This is a genomic window from Aurantivibrio plasticivorans (assembly GCF_055392955.1).
The window spans coordinates 1,900,176-1,919,459 of record NZ_AP036020.1 but is presented as its reverse complement, the minus strand read 5'-3'; the positions used below and the strand labels follow the sequence as shown (position 1 = coordinate 1,919,459).

The 19,284-nt window shown below is 46.1% G+C and carries 18 protein-coding genes and 2 tRNA genes; 5 read left to right on the top strand and 15 right to left on the bottom strand.

Annotated features, from left to right (window positions below; all coding sequences use genetic code 11):
- Positions 1–142: 142 nt before the first annotated feature.
- The 10 genes from ACZ5NB_RS08505 to ACZ5NB_RS08460 all read right to left on the bottom strand — a co-directional run bounded on the left by ACZ5NB_RS08505 (position 143) and on the right by ACZ5NB_RS08460 (position 7,808).
- A complete protein-coding gene (locus tag ACZ5NB_RS08505) occupies positions 143–1,522 on the bottom strand; it encodes a sodium:proton antiporter (protein WP_460232723.1) in 1,380 nt (459 codons plus the stop codon).
- Between the two features lie 784 nt (positions 1,523–2,306).
- Positions 2,307–2,774 (bottom strand): bacterioferritin, encoded by a 468-nt coding sequence (gene bfr, locus ACZ5NB_RS08500; RefSeq protein WP_460232721.1) that lies wholly within the window; start codon positions 2,772–2,774, stop codon positions 2,307–2,309.
- A 111-nt stretch (positions 2,775–2,885) separates the two neighbouring features.
- Positions 2,886–3,353, bottom strand: coding sequence for a bacterioferritin (gene bfr / locus ACZ5NB_RS08495; RefSeq protein ID WP_460232719.1), 468 nt, complete (start codon positions 3,351–3,353; stop codon positions 2,886–2,888).
- A 402-nt stretch (positions 3,354–3,755) separates the two neighbouring features.
- Complete coding sequence (locus ACZ5NB_RS08490; protein ID WP_460232717.1) at positions 3,756–4,199, bottom strand: nuclear transport factor 2 family protein; 444 nt, start codon at positions 4,197–4,199, stop codon at positions 3,756–3,758.
- 31 nt (positions 4,200–4,230) lie between these two features.
- Positions 4,231–4,716, bottom strand: coding sequence for a DoxX family protein (locus ACZ5NB_RS08485; protein ID WP_460232715.1), 486 nt, complete (start codon positions 4,714–4,716; stop codon positions 4,231–4,233).
- A gap of 16 nt (positions 4,717–4,732) precedes the next feature.
- A complete protein-coding gene (locus ACZ5NB_RS08480; RefSeq protein WP_460232713.1) occupies positions 4,733–5,512 on the bottom strand; it encodes an HvfC/BufC family peptide modification chaperone in 780 nt (259 codons plus the stop codon).
- The gene (locus ACZ5NB_RS08475) at positions 5,494–6,408 is read right to left on the bottom strand and encodes an MbnB/TglH/ChrH family RiPP precursor modification enzyme (RefSeq protein ID WP_460232711.1); all 915 of its coding nucleotides are present in this window, start codon (positions 6,406–6,408) and stop codon (positions 5,494–5,496) included. Before ACZ5NB_RS08475 ends, ACZ5NB_RS08480 begins: the two co-directional genes overlap by 19 nt.
- A 40-nt stretch (positions 6,409–6,448) precedes the next feature.
- Complete coding sequence (locus ACZ5NB_RS08470) at positions 6,449–6,742, bottom strand: BufA1 family periplasmic bufferin-type metallophore (RefSeq protein WP_460232710.1); 294 nt, start codon at positions 6,740–6,742, stop codon at positions 6,449–6,451.
- Between the two features lie 118 nt (positions 6,743–6,860).
- Positions 6,861–7,337, bottom strand: a complete 477-nt coding sequence (locus ACZ5NB_RS08465; protein ID WP_460232709.1) for a YHS domain-containing (seleno)protein — start codon at positions 7,335–7,337, stop codon at positions 6,861–6,863.
- Positions 7,338–7,502: 165 nt separating this feature from the next.
- Positions 7,503–7,808: a hypothetical protein gene (locus ACZ5NB_RS08460; protein ID WP_460232707.1), complete on the bottom strand. Its 306-nt coding sequence runs from the start codon at positions 7,806–7,808 to the stop codon at positions 7,503–7,505.
- 293 nt (positions 7,809–8,101) lie between these two features.
- Here ACZ5NB_RS08460 and ACZ5NB_RS08455 point away from each other — a divergent pair, with 293 nt between their 5' ends.
- The gene (locus tag ACZ5NB_RS08455) at positions 8,102–9,586 is read left to right on the top strand and encodes a sigma-54 interaction domain-containing protein (protein WP_460232705.1); all 1,485 of its coding nucleotides are present in this window, start codon (positions 8,102–8,104) and stop codon (positions 9,584–9,586) included.
- Between the two features lie 402 nt (positions 9,587–9,988).
- Here ACZ5NB_RS08455 and ACZ5NB_RS08450 read toward each other — a convergent pair.
- Positions 9,989–10,065 (bottom strand) — tRNA-Asp (locus ACZ5NB_RS08450).
- A 27-nt stretch (positions 10,066–10,092) separates the two neighbouring features.
- Positions 10,093–10,168 (bottom strand) — tRNA-Val (locus ACZ5NB_RS08445).
- A gap of 259 nt (positions 10,169–10,427) precedes the next feature.
- Here ACZ5NB_RS08445 and ACZ5NB_RS08440 point away from each other — a divergent pair.
- Complete coding sequence (locus ACZ5NB_RS08440; RefSeq protein ID WP_460232703.1) at positions 10,428–12,032, top strand: two-component system sensor histidine kinase NtrB; 1,605 nt, start codon at positions 10,428–10,430, stop codon at positions 12,030–12,032.
- Between the two features lie 6 nt (positions 12,033–12,038).
- Here the strand turns inward: ACZ5NB_RS08440 and ACZ5NB_RS08435 are convergent, their stop codons facing one another.
- Positions 12,039–14,414 carry a DUF6351 family protein gene (locus ACZ5NB_RS08435; protein WP_460232702.1) on the bottom strand — a complete coding sequence of 792 codons (2,376 nt, stop codon included), beginning with the start codon at positions 14,412–14,414 and terminating at the stop codon, positions 12,039–12,041.
- 341 nt (positions 14,415–14,755) lie between these two features.
- A complete protein-coding gene (locus tag ACZ5NB_RS08430; protein ID WP_460232700.1) occupies positions 14,756–15,160 on the bottom strand; it encodes a secondary thiamine-phosphate synthase enzyme YjbQ in 405 nt (134 codons plus the stop codon).
- A 147-nt stretch (positions 15,161–15,307) separates the two neighbouring features.
- On the opposite strand from ACZ5NB_RS08430, the gene trmA reads away from it, so the two are divergent.
- Complete coding sequence (gene trmA / locus ACZ5NB_RS08425; protein ID WP_460232698.1) at positions 15,308–16,426, top strand: tRNA (uridine(54)-C5)-methyltransferase TrmA; 1,119 nt, start codon at positions 15,308–15,310, stop codon at positions 16,424–16,426.
- 50 nt (positions 16,427–16,476) lie between these two features.
- Here the strand turns inward: trmA and rmuC are convergent, their stop codons facing one another.
- Positions 16,477–17,940, bottom strand: a complete 1,464-nt coding sequence (gene rmuC / locus ACZ5NB_RS08420; RefSeq protein ID WP_460232696.1) for a DNA recombination protein RmuC — start codon at positions 17,938–17,940, stop codon at positions 16,477–16,479.
- Here rmuC and ACZ5NB_RS08415 point away from each other — a divergent pair.
- Both ACZ5NB_RS08415 and murI read left to right on the top strand, forming a co-directional pair.
- Positions 17,921–18,439, top strand: coding sequence for a tetratricopeptide repeat protein (locus tag ACZ5NB_RS08415; RefSeq protein ID WP_460232694.1), 519 nt, complete (start codon positions 17,921–17,923; stop codon positions 18,437–18,439). The genes rmuC and ACZ5NB_RS08415 overlap by 20 nt on opposite strands.
- Positions 18,432–19,262 (top strand): glutamate racemase, encoded by an 831-nt coding sequence (gene murI, locus ACZ5NB_RS08410; protein WP_460232692.1) that lies wholly within the window; start codon positions 18,432–18,434, stop codon positions 19,260–19,262. The genes ACZ5NB_RS08415 and murI overlap by 8 nt, the downstream gene beginning before the upstream one ends.
- The last annotated feature ends 22 nt before the right edge of the window (positions 19,263–19,284 follow it).

The following is a 19,284-nucleotide window of genomic DNA, read 5'->3' as shown; positions in this document are numbered from 1 at the left end:
AAAGTATGAGACGAACCTAGCATTATGCTTTCAGCATATACTTGCTTAAAGACGGCTACGGGCTCGGCTAGCAGAGCACCGCAACAAGTAGTTGATTAGGCAAAAATGGTGGGTCAGCAGGGAGCTACAATCGAACTTAAAGCTACATTCGCACTGCTTTGAGTGTTTCAGTCGGAGAGGTTTTATGATGATCACAACGATCATTTTCACCCGCATGAAACAAGCTAGGCGCAGGCACTCGATCAATGAGATCTCCACAAAGCTCACCACGGGCCTGAATAGCTTGGCAACGTGGTGATTGATAATGCTCAAGCCATTCTTTGTAATGTGCTTTAGATACACCGCATTTTTTAGCGGCAAAAGCGATAGGGTCTTCCAAATAGCTCGACATATCTGCCAAAGGAATCGTGAGATGGCCGGCACCGGGGTGGTATGCCACAAAATTCAATCCCGCCCTTTCCAATTTTTCTAACAGCTGCTCGCTGCTATTGGCCAACAAGCGTTGATTTTCGGAGCGCAAACGATCAATTTCATCCTGATAACTACTCTCCTGTTCACCGCGATACATTAGCTCGATTTCACGCATCTGCAGCTGCTCTTTCACTTCCAGGGTTGCCGCCTCAACTTTCGCTTGGACTTCGGCCTCGATACCCTCTTTCATTGCTTGAAGTTCGGCGCTACCACCACTTTCTACACTCTTGAGCTTGTGTTCGTAGTATTCGCGCAAACCTTCGATCTTTGACGCTTGGCCGTCAACAATTTCTTTTAGCTCTGAGTTTCTCTGGATTTGCAGCAACGTTTCTTTTTCTGCTGCGTTAATCTGCTCTCGCAAATCAGCGAGACGGGTTTGATGTTGGAGTTGGAGTTGATGGACTTCTTGCTGACGCTTGGAGTTCAACGTGAGTATTCTAAGACGCTGTTCTTTCAACAGCCGCGCCATGTGATCCCTAAACTCTTGCTCCAATTTACGTTTCAACTGTTTAGAAACACGTTGCTCGATCGCCCGTGCATCCTCGTGACTCACACTAAATTGCGCTGAAGAGGGAGCGATAGGCGCGCTAGGCGGCTCAACAGGTTCAACATAACTGAGTCCAAGCCGGTTATGCTTGATCACCTTTTTGAGCAGGACAAAGGTATTTGCCCCAGGCGTCATTTCAGGGTCCCACAAGTTTTGCTGGTGCCAAGCAATGGCACACTGACTTCTGCATGCTAATTTAATGGCACCCGCACCCAAGTCAGGGCCTCGTGCGGAATTATCGGCAAACTGCTGAAGCGGCACATTCCAGCGCTTGTCAGCAAAACCCTGCTCATCAAAATTGATATTGAAGAACACCGCCGCTGTAATATTTAAGCTACCGTCTATACGCAGGTATACCGCACGAGCATCTTGGTTAGCAACATCGAGCATCGGAACATAGCCATCGAGCACCGCCTCAAATTCGGAATAAAGCATCTCACGGCTAATAGCGCCGTCGCGGACAAATAACACCGCTTCTGAAGACTCATTCTCATACTTGAGCATGCTTGGTTTCCTTGTTGGTCGACACCTGTCTGACACCTCTGATCTAGCGATACAACTCTAGTGATACAACGGAAGAATATTAAATGGCTCAGTTTTCATTATTATCGGCTACAACGGCCCCTACCACTGTGAACAGATCGCCAGTTTTAGCGAAAAATCCTCAATTTGCGCACCTCAGGATTGCTAGGGATTCCCTACCGATAGAGTGAAAACATCAGGTTGACCGCAAACCCAAAAGGGACTGAATAGAGCCTATACACTAAGTCTAGAAGTTAGCGCGCAAAAAACAAAAAATGGAAGGTGGGTGGGAATAAGGTACTTGATTATAAGGTGCTTGGGTTCGGCAGAAGGCCTGTGAGTCAAGGAAGGGGGAGACCCCTTCAGCCAGCAGGCTGAGGAGGTGTAAGAAGCCTAGACCTCAACTAACTCGTCTAAGGCTTCGTCTTCATCGTCATAGTCGACGCATTGTATATCTAAGATTTCTTCTATGTAGTCCTGCATGATTAACTCCTTTTCAAAAACTACTCCGTGATTATCCAAGTTAATTAAGTCAAATATATGACAAAACAGATACATCGGATCCCACAAAGCATATGACCCGATTGTTTAATGAAAGTTCATTTTGGGAGACGCGTCAAATAGAAAGCAAGACGCTCAGAAAACCTATTCTAGGAGGCGGTGTTAGTAGTAGGCGGTGCTAGCGCTATGGTGCTACTTAAGAACCATGAGTGGTATGGGAGCGGCTCATGACAACCTGACCCACTCCCTAAACGAAGCGACAGAGCTACATTTGCGACTGCAGATAATTAGGCAAACCGATCTTCTGTATTAAGCCTAACTGCTTTTCAAGCCACCAGGCATGATCAACCTCAGTATCTTCGAGTAACTTATTAAGTACTTCACGGGTCACAAAATCTTCTTCTTTTTCGCACAACACGATAGCATCCTTCAACGCTTTATCGACCGCTATCTCTACATCCAAATCACTTTGCAACATAGCGGGTACATCAGCACCAACATTGATTGGAATACGGGTCACCATGTCAGGTGTACCCTCGAGGAATAGGATACGCTCGATCAAAGCTGAGGCATGGCCTTGCTCGTCTTCAACCTCGTGGTTGATTCGCTCAAAGAGCTTGCTTAACCCCCAATCATCATACATACGAGAATGAATAAAATATTGATCGATCGCAGCCAGCTCATACGCCAATAGCCCATTCAGTGCTTTAATAACCGTGTCTTTACCTTTCATAGTCTTACCTAGTTATATTCTGTGTTGAAAATTTGAGGTGAGATTAAACGCCTAGATTAAACACGCCTCTACAGTGACGTAAGCGACAAAAACCCAACTCTTTTTGCCACGCTAACCCACCTGGGATTGCAAGTAATTCTCAAGCCCGGTGTTAGCAATCAAGTACTGCTGGGTTTCAATCCAGTCTACGTATTCTTCTTCATCCTCTAAAATCTCTTCGAGGATTTCGCGGCTAACAAAGTCGCCACACTGCTCACAGACCTGAATCGCCTCACGTAACAACTTTAATTCTTCTAGCTCAAACGTCATATCGCAACCGAGCATTTCCTCAGTATGCTCACCGATACGGATTTTTTCGAGCTTTTGAAGGTTGGGAAGCCCCTCCAGAAAGAGTACCCGCTCGATCAGTTCGTCTGATTGTTTCATATCTTTGATAGACTTTTTGTAACACTTCTCGTTTAGCCCCTCGAGACCCCAATTGCGATACATCCGCGCATGCAAGAAATATTGATTAATCGATGTCAGCTCCATCGTTAAGACGCGATTTAAATACTCGATAACCTTAGCGTCACCCTTCATTGCTTTAGCCCTTTTAAAAGTCAGTATTTGGATGTCATGTCAGCACCATCGACCTAGATAGCACCCAACTAGAACACTGGCCGATAACATAGTTTGTTGCTTGGCGAATGTCAAAAGAAACGGGTAGTTTTTATCATTAAATCAAAGCGTTATGGCATTTATAGGGTACTTTTCGATGTAGACACACCCCAAATAAAAATGATTTAGATTTTCTTTTTTTTGACGCTTTAGATAAGGGCTAGCACCAGGGTATATGACACCAGCAATAAAAAATGAGGCTACCCTAGGGGCAGCCTCATCACATCGGACACTAAACAGATAATGTAACAAGAACAACAATTAAGTTGATGGGGACAAGCATGCTTATCAGCCGAATGTTATCGGTAAATACAGCTATCCAATTCAACCTAATAGCTTTCGTTCAGACTCTTTGATTGCCAAGTCGTTGATACTTGCGATACGGCGCTTCATTAACCCATCAGCATTAAACTCCCATAGCTCGTTGCCATAGGACCTAAACCAATGGTTATCAGCGTCATGCCACTCGTATTCGAATGTCACTGCTATGCGATTATCCGTAAAAGACCACAACTGCTTTCGCAATATATAGTCGAGTTCCGTATTCCACTTTCTGGTCAAGAACTCTTCTATCTGCTCCCTGCCTGTTATGAACTCATTGCGGTTGCGCCACTCGGAATCAACACTATACGCTAGTGCTACGCGTTTAGGGTCCCGAGTGTTCCATGCGTCCTCCGCCACCTTCACTTTGAGTGCAGCTGTCTCAGAAGTAAAAGGTGGCAACGGTGGCCGCTTGGTAATCGATTGCTGACGTTCAAGGGATGCCATGTAAGATTTGTCTCCTTTAGTTGTTGACGATTTAAATTCCATTCACCGCAAGTGATGAATGATTGTGACTTTTAAAAAAGCGCGGGACGAGTTTTTCTGCTGACAGCAAACCGCCGCCATAAATGGCCAATTGCGCCAACAACAAACCCCATACAATATGAAGGTATAACGCTGCAGGAGCGATTTCAGCAAGACTGATAACGGCAACGATATTGACCACAAACAAGGCCAAAGCTGAAAAACGTGTCATAAAGCCTGCAATTAGCAATACAGGAAAAACCAATTCTGCAAAGGTACCCAGGTAGGCCGCCAACTCGAAGGGCAACAATGGAACGTGATACTCTTCTTCAAACAAAAACAAAGTAGTATCCCAATCTCGTAACTTCGTAAGGCCAGCACTAAAGAAAACCTGTGCGATATAAATACGCGCCGCCAGAGCCGCCGCCACATGAATTTTGCTCAGGGAGTAGCTCCCCAACTTATATATGGCGTAACATTTTGAAATGAAATTAGTCATCTATCTCTCCAATAAATTAAGGGTTAAAGGTTATACGCACCCAGTTCTCATGGACTGCTCGCGAGAACCACTGTACGAAATCAAAAGTTGGATGCTGATCTAAAAGTTCATTCACACTCATTCTCCCTTCTATACTCTTCATCCAATAAAAATCTTCATCAAATAATCTCACCACCTCTGGTTTAAGATTGCTTTGATACACTAACAACCGTTGAACACTCTGCTCGCCAGCAATCAGGCGCTGAAATTCCTGCGCCCTCTCTTCCTCGCTTGAAAATTCAATGAGGTGAATTTTTCTAATTGCATCCACGGGGTATTCACTTTCCAGCAGATACACCGAAGAAGGCAACTCTAATAGAGCGTTCATAAAACCTTCAGCTTGCAGCGTATCGAGATCTGCCATAGAAATGGGCTCGACAAATTGACGCCCGGACTGGTGTACCATCCACTCTAGTGCGGCAACATCTTCAAGAAATGGATAACTCTGAGCCAAAGAAGAGGAGGCTAAAACACTCGCAAGCCCTTCTCCCCAATCAGCCCAATCACCCGTTGCAGGCGGGGATTGTTGCAACAGCATATTGGCTAGCGCATACATCACTTGCTCACCAACCAACTGTTCAACCACTGGATAGCAAATACTTAGCGCTCTGGTTGCCGTGAATAGAAGGTTGTTTTGGTATACAGAAAGACCTTGCCTATCCTGTATACGAGACACTATTGACGGCTCAAAACGTGTTAGTATTTTTTCAACCAACTCCCGCTGTCGCATTTCAAGCGTTACCGAATTGAGTAACATAGCTGATCTCCCTCTTCTTCATACTTGCTGTGAACACGGCGGGCGATGCCGGCCTGCTGCAATAAGGTTTGCCATGACGGAAGATGGTTATCCCACTCGATTAGAGCAGGAACATCAACAAATCGCTGACTCGCAAATTCATAGAGCGACCACCCATCGTCAGAGACCGGCATTGCATGGTCATCAATTAACATCTCGCCCTCTGGCGCAGGTGTGCTACCAGCCAAATGAAATTCACCAACATGCTCTACAGGTATGCTCTTCAACCATTGTTTTGCATAATCTAAAGGTGACTGATCACTAAAGTTATGGCCATTTACGAGAATGTTGTTAAGGTCCACCAATAAGCCGCATTGCGTTTTCTCCGCCAGCTGCACAAGAAAATCGGTCTCCATTATTTGGTTACGACTAAATTTTAAATACGTCGAAATATTTTCAACAAGGATCTGCCGGCCTAAAAACTGCTGCACTCTGTCTACGTTTTCCACTAAAACCTTTAAACCGTAGGGAGTAAACTCCAAAGGCAACAAATCACCGGAATGAATCGTACCCTCCCCCCAACGCGCCCAAGTAAAACACGCATGATCGGAAATTAGAGGTGGGTTAATTTGGTCTGCCAGGCGTTTTAGGCGTGTCAAGTACGCGACATTAATCCCGGACGCGGACCCCAGTCCTAACGACGTTGAATGCAAGCTAACATCATAGGTTGAAACAATATCTTCCAGTACATTCTGGATCATTCCGCCTTGCCCAAAGAAGTTTTCCGCATGTATTTCCACAAAATCGATAGGCGATGCCTCGACCAAAGCATCTTGGTAGTGAGCATGGCGAAGTCCCACTCCAACTGCAGGGGCTTGTGCAGTTTTTAATGATGACTGTATTAATGGTCGAGGCATCTTATTTCTCCCTTTCAATATCTATAAAGCGATAACGCTATTAAGACGATTTGGCTAAATTTGCTTCTTCGTAGCGTTTTTTTGCTTCCGCTTTCAACATTCCACCAATGTTTTCACAGGTGCCTTTGGCGACTAACTTCCACTCACCCGGGTCATTATCAACGGTAGATTGTCCGGCGCAGGAATGGGTACCCGCTAAATTGCCACAATCGTTTTGGCCGGCTTCTGCAATGCCATAGCATTTTTCTTTTCCAGCCGCTTGCACAGGTGCTGTAGCGAGTGTTGTTAAGGCTAAAGCTAGCGCTGCCGAGGCAATACGTTGTTTACTTGTCATGGTTTACTCCAAAATTACGTTGTGTTGTTTGATAAATAGCGCGTATCAATTCGCTTCACATTAAGCGATTGCAACCGAGTGCCCACTTGAATGACTCTACCAAGTGGGCACTTAACCGTTACTCTTCTGCGTTTACTTCTGCTACAGGTAGCGCTTCGATACCGTTCCAAACGCGATTAGCCGCCTTCACATGACCGTCAACATCAGTCAACCATTTTTTCTGAACAGCTTTGTTCAAATTAAGGAACAGCTTGTTGTCTGCGATATGGAATGCAGCAGGATCAACATCTAGTTTTTTGTTTAAAAACACACCCATTGCGCAGTAGCCACCAAATTGTGGTGCATAACGCTCTGGGTCAGACTTAAACAGATCCCGGTTATCACTACTTGAAAAGCGATAGATTGCGCCCTGATGAGTCGCCGTGTATTTTGCAGAACCTTCAACAGGTTTATTTTTAGTAAAGTAAGCTACAGGGTCGTAGCCATGGATAGCCACGTCATTAGTACCAATGTTTACTGATGCAGCAAAACTCAAACTGCTAACCAACAGGGCGATCGCTACGCTTGCTATTTTCAAAGTGGTAGATAATTTCATTGTGTTCTCCTTAAAGAGTTAAATTAATAAATCGTGTTAAAAAAGTGTTGAGCCTAAAATGCCCTCTTCACCCATTGCTTCCTATCAATGCAGGGCCACCTGACATCAATAAGTTCTTTTTGAAAGATTCAGAAAAAACCGATCTTTCGAATACTTTCGATACAATTAAGATTCTGCTGTATTGATTTCGCAGTATCGCTTTTTGTAGATCGACAAACGCTTAGGCGCGTGCTGATAAAGACTGCATGTGCTCGCCTGCTGGTCTTGTTTTGCCGCACTAGAACTGCCACTAGAGACGCGCTCATAATGAAAATGCCCACCACTCTGTTTCACATCAAAGTACGCAAGTTGAATATTGCTACCTGCTCCAGCGTCGAATAATTGTTGAACACCTGTCGTTTCAGTAACGGCTGTCGCACCAAAGGCAACGGTCACCAAAGCGACTCCAACTAATGATCTAAATGTTTTCATTTTGTAAACTCCCTAAAACTTGTTGGTTAAGAAAGCTGTCCTAGATCTGCGCTTCAATAGCACGATTGCTTTTAACGCAATCAAGTAGCAGCTTTACCGATTTAATGAATGTGATTTTCGATAAACACACGCACTCTATTTCAGCAATCGTGCCAACTTTTATTTCCTTATAAATCAATGACTTAGATTTTTTCACGCTCTCAAATATTTGAGTTTCACAAATATTTGAGGACGCAATCACAAATATTTGTTAACCTAGCTCTTCGTTTTCCCCAAAATTTGAGCACCCCGTTATGAGCACAACAGGCACACTTCCACCCGGCGTATCGAGCTGGCAACACCTTCATGAACTCATTCTCGGCGCCGCCGGCGAGGGAATTTATGGACTGGATTGCAACGGCAATGCGACCTTTGTCAACGAAGCAGCAATTCGCATTCTCGGCTGGAATGAAGGCGACTTAATTGGTAACCCACTTCACGACCTCCATCACCACTCTCACGCAGACGGTAGTCGTTATCCTCGAGAAGAGTGCCCGGTCTATGCCGCACTGAAAGACGGAGAGATCCACCAGGTAGATGACGAAGTCTTTTGGCACTCCGACGGGCGTGCCGTACCCGTCGAATACGTCAGCACACCCATTTGGGAAAACGGCGAGCTGAAAGGTGCTGTGTGTATTTTTCGGGATATTTCTGAACGCGTGAAAGCAGAGCAAGAGCGAGAACAAGCATTTGAAGAAATTAAAGACCTGAAAGAACAACTCGAACAAGAACGCGACTATTTACGCGACGAGATTAATATCACAGCAAATTTCGGTGAAATCATCGGAGAAAGCCAGGCTCTTAAGCGCACCCTGTCACAAATCGAAGCTGTCGCAAAAACGCCAACCAGCGTATTGATTCTTGGTGAATCAGGTGTCGGCAAGGAAATGGTTGCTCGTGCGATTCACATGCACAGCGATCGCTGTGAGCACCCGCTTGTAAAAGTGAATTGCGCTTCAATCCCGAAAGAATTGTTCGAAAGTGAGTTCTTTGGACATGTCCGCGGTTCGTTTACGGGAGCACACCGCGATCGTGTTGGAAAAATGCAACTGGCCAATCACGGCACACTATTCCTGGATGAAGTGGGAGAGATTCCGCTAGACCTACAAAGTAAACTGCTGCGCGCATTACAAGAGAATGAATTCGAGCGCGTAGGCGATGAAAACACGCTAAAAGTCGATGTAAGAGTCATTGCCGCAACAAACCGCGACCTCTCTGAAGAAGTGCGCAAAGGGCGGTTTAGAGAAGATTTGTATTACCGGCTTTCTGTTTTCCCCGTGGAAGTCCCGCCATTAAAAGAGCGTACAGCCGATATCCCCCCCCTAGCCCAGCATTTTTTGAATAATTTTTGCCAGCAGCTCGGGCGTAAGCCACTCACCTTAACCCAAGCGCAAGTGGCTCAACTGAAACAACATCATTGGCCGGGCAACATTCGAGAATTAAAAAATGTACTCGAGCGCGCCGTCATCCTATCCACAGGCATGACGAAACTAAAGCTTGATTTAGCACTACAAGCTGACGAAGAAAAAGACGCAGCCCCTCTGGAGCCAACGTTTTCTGACGTCGGTGTTCTAACAGAAGAAGAATTCATGCAACTGGAAAAATCCAATCTCCGCAATGCCATGAAAAAAGCCAACTGGAAAATTTCAGGCGCCGATGGCGCAGCTGAGTTACTCGGTATAAAACCTTCTACCCTCGCCTACCGACTCTCACAACATGGCATTAAAAAACCCAGTTAGCTTCAGCAAAAAAAACGCGATACCGTGTCGATGTTTAACCGAGCTACCAAATAGTTTCGTTCGACCAAATAGGAAGGCCCGAGCAGCTAGAGAATATTTGGTTATGCATGCTTGTAAGATTGACGGGTACAAAAAAAGCCATCCTTAGGTGGCTTCTATATATTCTTGAGATTGGCGGAGTAACGTGATCGCAGTGAATTGCAACACGGGATTTAAAGAAGACGAACATAAGTCCGGTTGAACGAAAAAAGCGGCCTACGCTTTTTTCGCCCTACGGGCTGCGTCGCTTCGCTCCTAGTTCCAAACGTTTCCACGTTTGTCGCGGGTTCATTGCCCCGTCTCTTCCACAAATTTCGGGCATAAAAAAACCACCCTATGGTGGCTTCGTTCTTGTTTTGAGATTGGCGGACCGGACGGGACTCGAACCCGCGACCTCCGGCGTGACAGGCCGGCATTCTAACCAGCTGAACTACCGGTCCGCAACACTCAAACTTCTTCGACTTAATTGGTGGGTGGTACAGGGATCGAACCTGTGACCCTCGCCTTGTAAGGGCGATGCTCTCCCAGCTGAGCTAACCACCCCCTGTCGAGAGCTGCGCATTCTACTCGAATTAAAAGGCATGTCAAACGTTTTTGGGGTAACTCTTTCAATTGGCACTATCTCATTGATAATTAGACAGTTTCTGGTCAAAAACACGTCAAAACTGGAGCAAAAATAGCCATTTTTAGTCGAGGTATCGGCTTTGCCCTGCTAACCGATTGGAAACGTCAATTATTCTGCTAATCGGGCCATTTAGGTCTACAATAGTGGGCACTTAATCAGCAGGATACTTTTGAACCCGTGCCGATCTCGCAACCGCCTACCTGCGCTGGACGCAGCGCAGCCAATACGCCTCGCCAAATGCGTGGAACACGCCAAGCCATTTGGTGTGTGCTAGCGATTATCGGTTTCACGCCTATATCCCCCTGCTTTGCGCAATCTGACGGGTTGCTGGGGAATGACAATGTAATGCTAGGCGTCATCATTGCCCTATTGATCATCCAGTCTATCTTAATAGCCGGTTTGCAACGCAGCCGCCTCAAAAATAAACAAGCCAAAGAAAAACTCGCCAAGTCTCAAAAGGCATCAGAAGAGCGCGTTGTCGAGCGCACCAACAAGCTCCGAGCAATCAACAACCAGCTCTACGAAGAAATCGCCAAGCACGAAATCACCGAGGAATTGTTACAGGAGACACAGGATTACCTGCAAAGTATGGTGAACTCTATGCCTTCTGTACTGATCGGCTTAACGCGAGAAGGCACGATTACGCAATGGAATGCCGCTGCCGACCAAGCCACTGGGATTAATTCGAGAGACGCTCTAGGTAGATCCATTGAGGATGTTTCCCCAACGATCAACATTGATTTGCAAATGGTGCGCAATGCGATTGACCAGGGCATATCGCAAACAAAAGAAGGGATTCAACAGCGCGATAATCAAGGCCAGGTAAATTATACCGACCTGACTATTTATCCTCTTTTATCTGGGGAAGTCAGTGGCGCTGTAGTGCGTATAGACGATGTGACTATGCGTGTTAAGTTTGAAAATATGATGATTCAAAATGAAAAGATGATGAGTCTGGGAGAGCTAGCGGCTGGAATGGCTCATGAAATTAATAACCCTCTCAGTGCGATTTTGCACGGTGTACAAAATATAGTAAGAAGGACCTCGGCCGACATTCCCGCCAACACCGATGCGGCTTCCCACAGTGGCTTTACCTTAGCGCAGCTTCAAACGTATTTTGAGGCGCGAGGAATTAATAAATTTTTAGACGGGATTCGAGACGCTGGCGAACGTTCCGCTCATATCGTTACGAATATGCTGGAATTTTCTCGAGCGAGTAGCCTTAAACACCGCTTAGTGAATATCCGCGAACTTATTGAGCATAGCTTGGAGCTTTCAGATAATCATTTTTACATGAACCTTGCTAGCGGCAATCGAAAGATTGAAGTCATCAAACAATTTTCTGACAACCTTCCTCGTGTCCCCTGCTCCGCGGCCGAAATTCAGCAAGTGATTTTGAACATTCTACGTAATTCAGCCCAAGCCCTCGAGAGTGATCCCGAAATAGCAACGAAGGTTCCCACCATTACGTTAACCCTCGACCAACTCGATGACAATATCGTGATATCTATTAGCGACAACGGTTCGGGAATGAATGAAATCACCAAGCGACATCTCTTCGAGCCATTTTTTACAACCAAGGATGTCGGAAAAGGGACGGGCTTAGGGTTGTCTGTGTCGTATTTTATCATCGCGGAACACCACGATGGAAAAATTGAAGTCGAGTCGGAACTATCTAAAGGTACTACCTTTAAAATCACACTCCCCATCAATGAAGCGGATCATTCACAGTTTGCTGAAGGTCATAACAACTCGGCTGTAGAGTCTAGCGATACTATTTAATCGCCATCATTTAATTACCGTCCTGGTCGCTTCGTATAATTCACTCGCATTTCCGCTTGAGATATTGAGGCCTTGGATCGATTGCCGACGTTTTTCAGTCGGCGACGCTAATTGATCGGCTTGCTTAGGCTTCTCATATTTAGCCGCTAAGCGTCGTGAAAAATCTAACATATCACTTGGTTTACCGGCATCGCCCAACGCGTAATTACAGACCCCATCAGGAAAGGTTGTTTGCAATTCCTCTAGATAAGGTTGCATATTCACTTTGCCGTATACGCCTGAATTCATCGCGACGCTCACGGGTTGCAAATGGCATTTAAACACGTCACTTGTAATCGGCCCGCCTGCGACTTCGCGCGATGTTTTGTAGCGGGGATACACTTGCATACAGCGTCCCTTCGGACGATTATTCCAGTCACCATCCCATACGGTTCGCCCAGCAGCAATCACTTCGCCGGTTTCATCAAAACACCTGTCACTTGCGGACATCGGTTTATTCGCAATGACACCAGCATCAGGGTTGCGCTTTAAGTTAGTCATCCATTCATCGATACTTTTAAATGCTTGCGGTTGCGGATTAAAGTCTTTATGTGCCATCCAAATCGCCTGGTTGTCGGCATAGCCCTGGCCTGCCTTTAAACGGAGCCTGGCTGAAAATGAGGCTGTTGCATGATGCATATCCAGCTCACCATCGAGATAATGTCGAACATCAAGAATAGGAATATCTGCATAACCTATAAAAACGTGACCGCTGCGGTACGCACCCGCAATAGCCTCCACGTTACCTTTGGTTCGTTGCGCAGGGGTTTCACCGCCATCGCCGCTATGATGCATGTTATGGTGACTCCAGAAGGATAAGTCGACAGGAAACATCGACCCGGCTAAGAGCCATAATTTTTCTTGCTGCATGTTCTCCGGTTCTTTCCAGCCACCCACATGAGTATTAAGGTGAAGAAAATCTTCCGGCGTTAATCGCCCCTCTTTTAATGCTTCCAGCCCATACTGAACGCCAACGTTGTCCCACGTGCTATTGGCGTAGCCATTCTGATTGACACCATAAAAGTGTTTTAAGTCATCCCAGTGGGTCCATTTCACGCGGCTCGATATCGGTTCCGCAAAACTTTTATGGAAGTGAACAAAGTTTGGATTATGAACTAGTGGGGTCAACCCTCGCCAACCGCGAATACACTCACTCGCGCCGTCTTCAAATCTTGGCATTCGTCCCTGAAGCAACCCAGCCCATGCCATCACTTGATTAAAGCGGTTTTTCGCAGTGGAATCGGCATTCATACCTTCGACTAGACTACGGTTTTCCCACTGTTGCCAACGAGGATCGCTGCCATCCGTGACATCGAAATAATATTCCAACGGCTCGCAATCCATCACATGAATAGTTTGTGTCACCATGTCTGGATAGGCATACAAGGCAATTGCCGCATCTAAAATATTGGGGTTATTTTGGGCAATGATATATTGTTGGATGGCGCCACCAGAACCGCCAACCCCGACGGTGTACAGCGGCTCTCCATACAGCGACACAAATTGTCGTTTCACCCGTGCCGCCGTATCTTCGGCAAGCCACAAATTGTAGTGATTACTGGTTTGATTCGCGCTGGAATACACCACAGCATAACCCTGCTTAATTTCTTCAAAGCGACGCTTTAACACATCATTGGGGCGAATTTTTCCTTGGCGCTTTCCTATGCCCACACCACCGCGAAATTGATAAATGAGTTTTTTATTCCATCGGCTACCCGTGGGTCGTTCAATTGATTCGTTGGGGTCTGCAAGCACAGCCATAATATAATGAAAACGATTAATGGTTCCTGATTCAACTCTCACAATGGCATCAACCCACTCGCCGTTGATTATCACCTGCTCGATATCGTTGTCAGCCTCTTCTATTGGATAAAACCGATCTGTACCTTTTTTGTTATACAAATAGCTGGCCTCTGTCGCATGCAAGCAATCCTTGCTATAGCCGACGACCTTAAGCTCTTCAGCATCCAATGATTCAAATACCGGCACACCAATACCATCAACATTGTCTATTATGGGTTGAGCATTGGTATGCCGATTATTACCACATAAAAATGGGTATTGGTTCGTTCCGGCAAACAATGGTTCTACCGGGCCTACTTCACCCAGCTCGATAGGAAAGCTGAAGGTTTCTTCAGGGCGACCACTTAAACGCGGGTGCGTTTTTTGATAGGCGGGAAGATAACTCGCAGTTAAACTGCCCTCTGGCACACCCACAACAGATGCCACTGGGGCCTCGGGAATTAGATTAATTTTTTCTTCTAGTATTTGAATAAATATTGCAAAACCAACAAACAAAACGCACATGAAGCAAAGAACCAGCTTCGCCATCAATCTTGTCACAGCTCACCTCACTTAACGCTCGGTTTCGAACAGATTTTTAGTATCTTTAATGTTTTACATCAACGTGGAGCTATCCCATAAGTACTACAGGAATTATAGGAGGTGAATTTAAGGGGTGCCGAAAAGACGCGTTGAGAATGAGGCTAATGTATGTGTTAACGGATAGTTGCTAAGACAACTAGGTTGTCTCAAGCTATCAAGATTCCTCAGTTAGAAAAAGCAACACCTGTACTTAGAACTTTAAGGTTTTTTGACTTAATATTCGCGAGCAAAATAATCTTTAAAAGCAAGTGCAGTGCGACTCCTCTGGAGTAAAAAACGTGGGCCCGCCAAGCGGTTTCTTAAGCCATGTGGACAATAATGCGGCGCTGATGAGACCCATGGCGATGCTCCCAAAGGAAAATTCCTTGCCACGTACCGAGGGCGATTTGCCCATCAATAATAGGAATACTTAACGAGGTGGCAGTTAGTGTAGCCTTTATATGGGCGGGCATATCATCAGCGCCCTCCATCGTATGGGTATAAAGTGGGTCATTTTCAGGGACTAAACGATTCAACCAGCTTTCCAGATCATTTTTTGCACTAGGATCACAGTTCTCTTGAATTAGTAAGCTTGCCGAGGTGTGCTGTATGTATAACGTCACTAGCCCTTCCGCTAAATCAGCTTTCGAAACCGCCGAGGATACCTTCGCGGTAACATCATGTAAGCCCTGTCCTCTCGTCGAGACGCTGACCTGTGTAATCATTTTAAATCCTCAAAATTTCTAGGCTCGCAACCCTAATCTAAAAACCAGCCAATAAAGATCATGATACAATGCGCGGCTATTTTTTACTCTAACCGCTACTTTTTAGCTGCTACTATTTAGCTCCTCTTTTTTCAGGAACCAACCCGTATGATTGCCGTTGCGCCAAACCCCGCCGATTACGACAAACAATTTGCGCAAAAGCAAGATAAAGTCCGCGAATTACTTGCCCCTTTTTTGCCTAACTCTCAGTCAGATGAGATTGAAGCATTTGCTTCACCTGCATTACATTTTCGCATGCGCGCGGAATTTAAAATATGGCATCAAGACGACCGTTCACACTATGCAGTTTACGACCAAGGTGCAGGCAACCCTCCCACCTGCATCGATACGTTCCCCATCGCGGGCCTAGCCATCAATAAACTGATGCCGGATTTGATCAAAGCAATCGAACGAAACCCGCTATTGCGGCAGCGACTCTTTCAGGTTGAATTTTTATCGACACTAGCGGGCGATATGCTTGTAACACTGGTGTATCACAAGCCTTTAACTGATGAGTGGGAGGCCGATGCCCGAAACCTCTCGGAACAGTTGAGCATCAATATCATTGGCCGCAGCCGCAAACAGAAACGCGTGCTAGATAAAGACTTTGTCAACGAAACATTCGACATCAACGGCCAGCCCTTTCACTACAAACAGTTAGAGGGTTGCTTCTCACAGCCAAACGGCCCTGTGTGTGAAAAAATGTTGTACTGGGCAAGTGATTGCGTGCTAAACAGCCCAATTTCTCAAGACAAACAAAGCGATATGCTGGAGCTGTATTGCGGCAATGGCAATTTCACTCTGCCACTTTCACGCGCTTTCAAACAGGTACTAGGCACAGAAATCTCGAAACCGTTAACGGCCGCAGCGACCGAGAACTGCCAACGTAACGAGATCGATAACATTACCTTTGCACGCATGTCCGCCGAAGATATGTCAGCAGCTATCGCTGGGGTCAGACCCTTTAGGCGTTTGTCACATGTAAATCTAGCGGATTATCAATTTTCGACGATTTTTGTCGACCCGCCACGCGCCGGGCTTGATGATGCCACGGTTGAACTCGTGAAAGGCTTCGAGCAAATTTTGTATATCTCCTGCAACCCGAATACCTTAGCGGACAACCTCAAAGAATTAACCAAGACTCATCAAATAGAACGCGCTGCGTTTTTTGATCAATTCCCGTATACCGATCATATGGAAGCGGGTGTACTGTTGTCGAGGCGGTAGTCACGACAACACGTCAATAAACTAGGTCAATCAATAAACTGGGCAAAAATTTATTCTTCTTGTGCTTCAGTGGTTTTGGCTTCATCAGGATCAATTTCACTCGCTGACTCTTCCTCGTGAAACTCCACCAGGTGGCCATCCGCTGGATCGATGTGCTTGAGCTGCCGTTTTGTTTTTGCACCCAGCTTTTCTAGATCTTGAATACGCTTGTACAAGTTACCACGGCCACTCTGTAGGCGTTTTTGAGTTTTGTCGTAGGCTTCTTGCGTTTTACCAATACTCTGGCCAAGTTCTTCTAGCGAGTCGACTACCAAGGAGAATTGATCGTGCAACCCACCCGCCATATTGGCGATCTTTTCGGCATTGCGGTTTTGTTTTTCGTAACGCCAAATATTTTCCACGGTACGCAATGTGGCCAACAAGGTAGTCGGGCTAACCAACACAATCTGCTTATCGTACGCATATTGGAATATTCCCGGCTCTTGCTCTAGGGCCACCATAAACGCCGCTTCAATCGGGATGAAGATAAACACGAAATCCAGCGTACGGATATTATCGAGGCTTTCGTAGTTTTTCTTACTTAATCCATCGATATGTGCTTTAAGCGAACTGACATGGCCTTTTAATGCGGCCGCTCGTTCTTCATCATTCTCGCTATTAATATAGGTTTCGTAGCTAAGTAGCGAGACTTTCGCGTCAATCACGATATCTTTATTTTCGGGCAAACGAATAATGACATCGGGATTGCGGCGTTTTCCATCTTCGTCTTTGAGGCTGACTTGAGTCTCGTATTCCCTTCCCTTTTGCAAACCAGATTCTTCCAGCAGACGTTCGAGAATAACTTCACCCCAATTCCCTTGGGCCTTGTTATTGCCTTTTAATGCGGTTGCCAGGTTGACGGCATCTTCGCCTATTTTTTGTGTCTGCTTTTGTAGCTCGGTAATTTGGCCGATCAATTTATTACGTTCAGCATTTTCTTTGTGGTAGGCATCTTCGACTTGCCGTTTGAAGTCTTTAATTTGTTCTTTGAGCGGGTTGAGTGTGTTTTGCAGCGTCGTTTGGCTGGACTGCGTAAACTGGGACTGCTTCTTCTCGAAAATACTATTGGCGAGATTTTCAAACTCTTTAGTGAGTTGCTCTTTGGCATTTTTCAACAGCGACATCTGCTCGCCAAAATGACGCTGTTCTACTTCAAGTTGCGTTTTAAGGGTGGCGTTATCACGACCTAGTTGATGCACATCACGCTGGGATTCTTCGAGCTTTTGGCGAAGCTCGGCGAACTGCGCAATGGCCGCTTGATCAGAGGCTATCTGTTTTTCTAACCGGTGAATTTCTTCTTTTAAAACCTGAGCCTGTGCGAGTTGGTCGTTCATTGCCGCCTGATGTTGGCTTGCGTGCTGATTTAGGCGGCGCCCAAAGATAATCGATGTTATGACCGCGCCAAGGAGCCCCCCCGTCGCGACAGCTAAGGCTAAGATAATCAAAGGGTTTAGCGTGGAAACGACGTCATTCACTGGCTGGATTCACTCTGCGTTTATGTTAGGATTCTGCCCCACCGGGAAACAACAAAACGGCTTCATCATGTCCCAACTTCTATCTCTTGACCCCAGCATTCAGCAGAAAATCAAAGACCTCTGTTTTGAAGGCTATCAACGCTACGATGAAGCGGATTACCCCCAGGCATTACGCCTATTCTATCAAGCTTGGCTGCTAGTGCCCAAACCCCAACCGCAATTTGAAGAAGCCGGTTGGATACTAACCGCAATTGGCGATGGCTACTTTCGCAACAAACAGTTCCAGCAAGGCACCGAAGCCCTTCGCTCTGCCTTAAAGTGCCCAAAAACTGACCGAAGTGCTTTTACCCATTTACGTTTGGGCCAATGTTTGTACGAACTAGGCAGCAACGAGGCCATAGAACAGTTGTCTGAAGCGTTTGCCATTGGTGGTGAAAAAACATTCATTAAAGAACCCGTGAAATATCGTCACCTCGTTAAGCCGGTTGCACGTGCCTAAATCGACTGCCGCGCAACCGCCGCATATCCTGGTCTTTGACTCTGGTGTCGGAGGGTTAAGTATTGTTGCCGATATTAGGCAAACTCTTCCCAACGTATCGATTACCTATGCATCTGACAATGCCTTTTTCCCCTACGGCATAAAAGAAGATGACTTGTTAATAGCGCGAGTCACAAGCGTTATTGACGCGCTAAGTGCGAAATACACACCAGACATCATCGTCATCGCGTGCAATACCGCCAGCACCGTCGTGTTACCAAGCCTTAGAGCGACACATACACTGCCCATTGTAGGCGTAGTACCTGCAATTAAGCCGGCTGCCGAACATAGCCAATCAAAGGTCATAGGCCTAATTGCCACTCCAGCGACTGTGAGGCGACGATACACGCAAGAATTGATCGACAATTTTGCCAGTGATTGTGAAGTGCTTGCGTTGGGTAGCGGCGATTTAGTCACGGCCGCAGAGGCATTTTTACGCGGAGAACAACCTAGTGCTGATAGCATTCAGGCCGCGCTGTCGCCTATTTTAACGCATCCATTACTGCCACAGCTTGATACCGTTGTGCTCGCCTGTACGCATTTCCCACTGATTAAGGCTGAACTCTCGCAACATTTTGATCAACATGTGCAATGGTTAGATTCAGGCAAAGCCATCGCACGCCGCGTTGACTTTCTATTGCAAGAAGCCGGTTTTGAACATACGCCTTTAACTGCACCGACCTATCGAAGTGTATTCACAAAAGACAGCAACGACATTCATAGCCTGCACGATACACTTCGCCACCGGCTTTCCAGTAACATCGAGATTGTTAGCGTGGCATAATAATTCGTGGCCTCACCTCTGA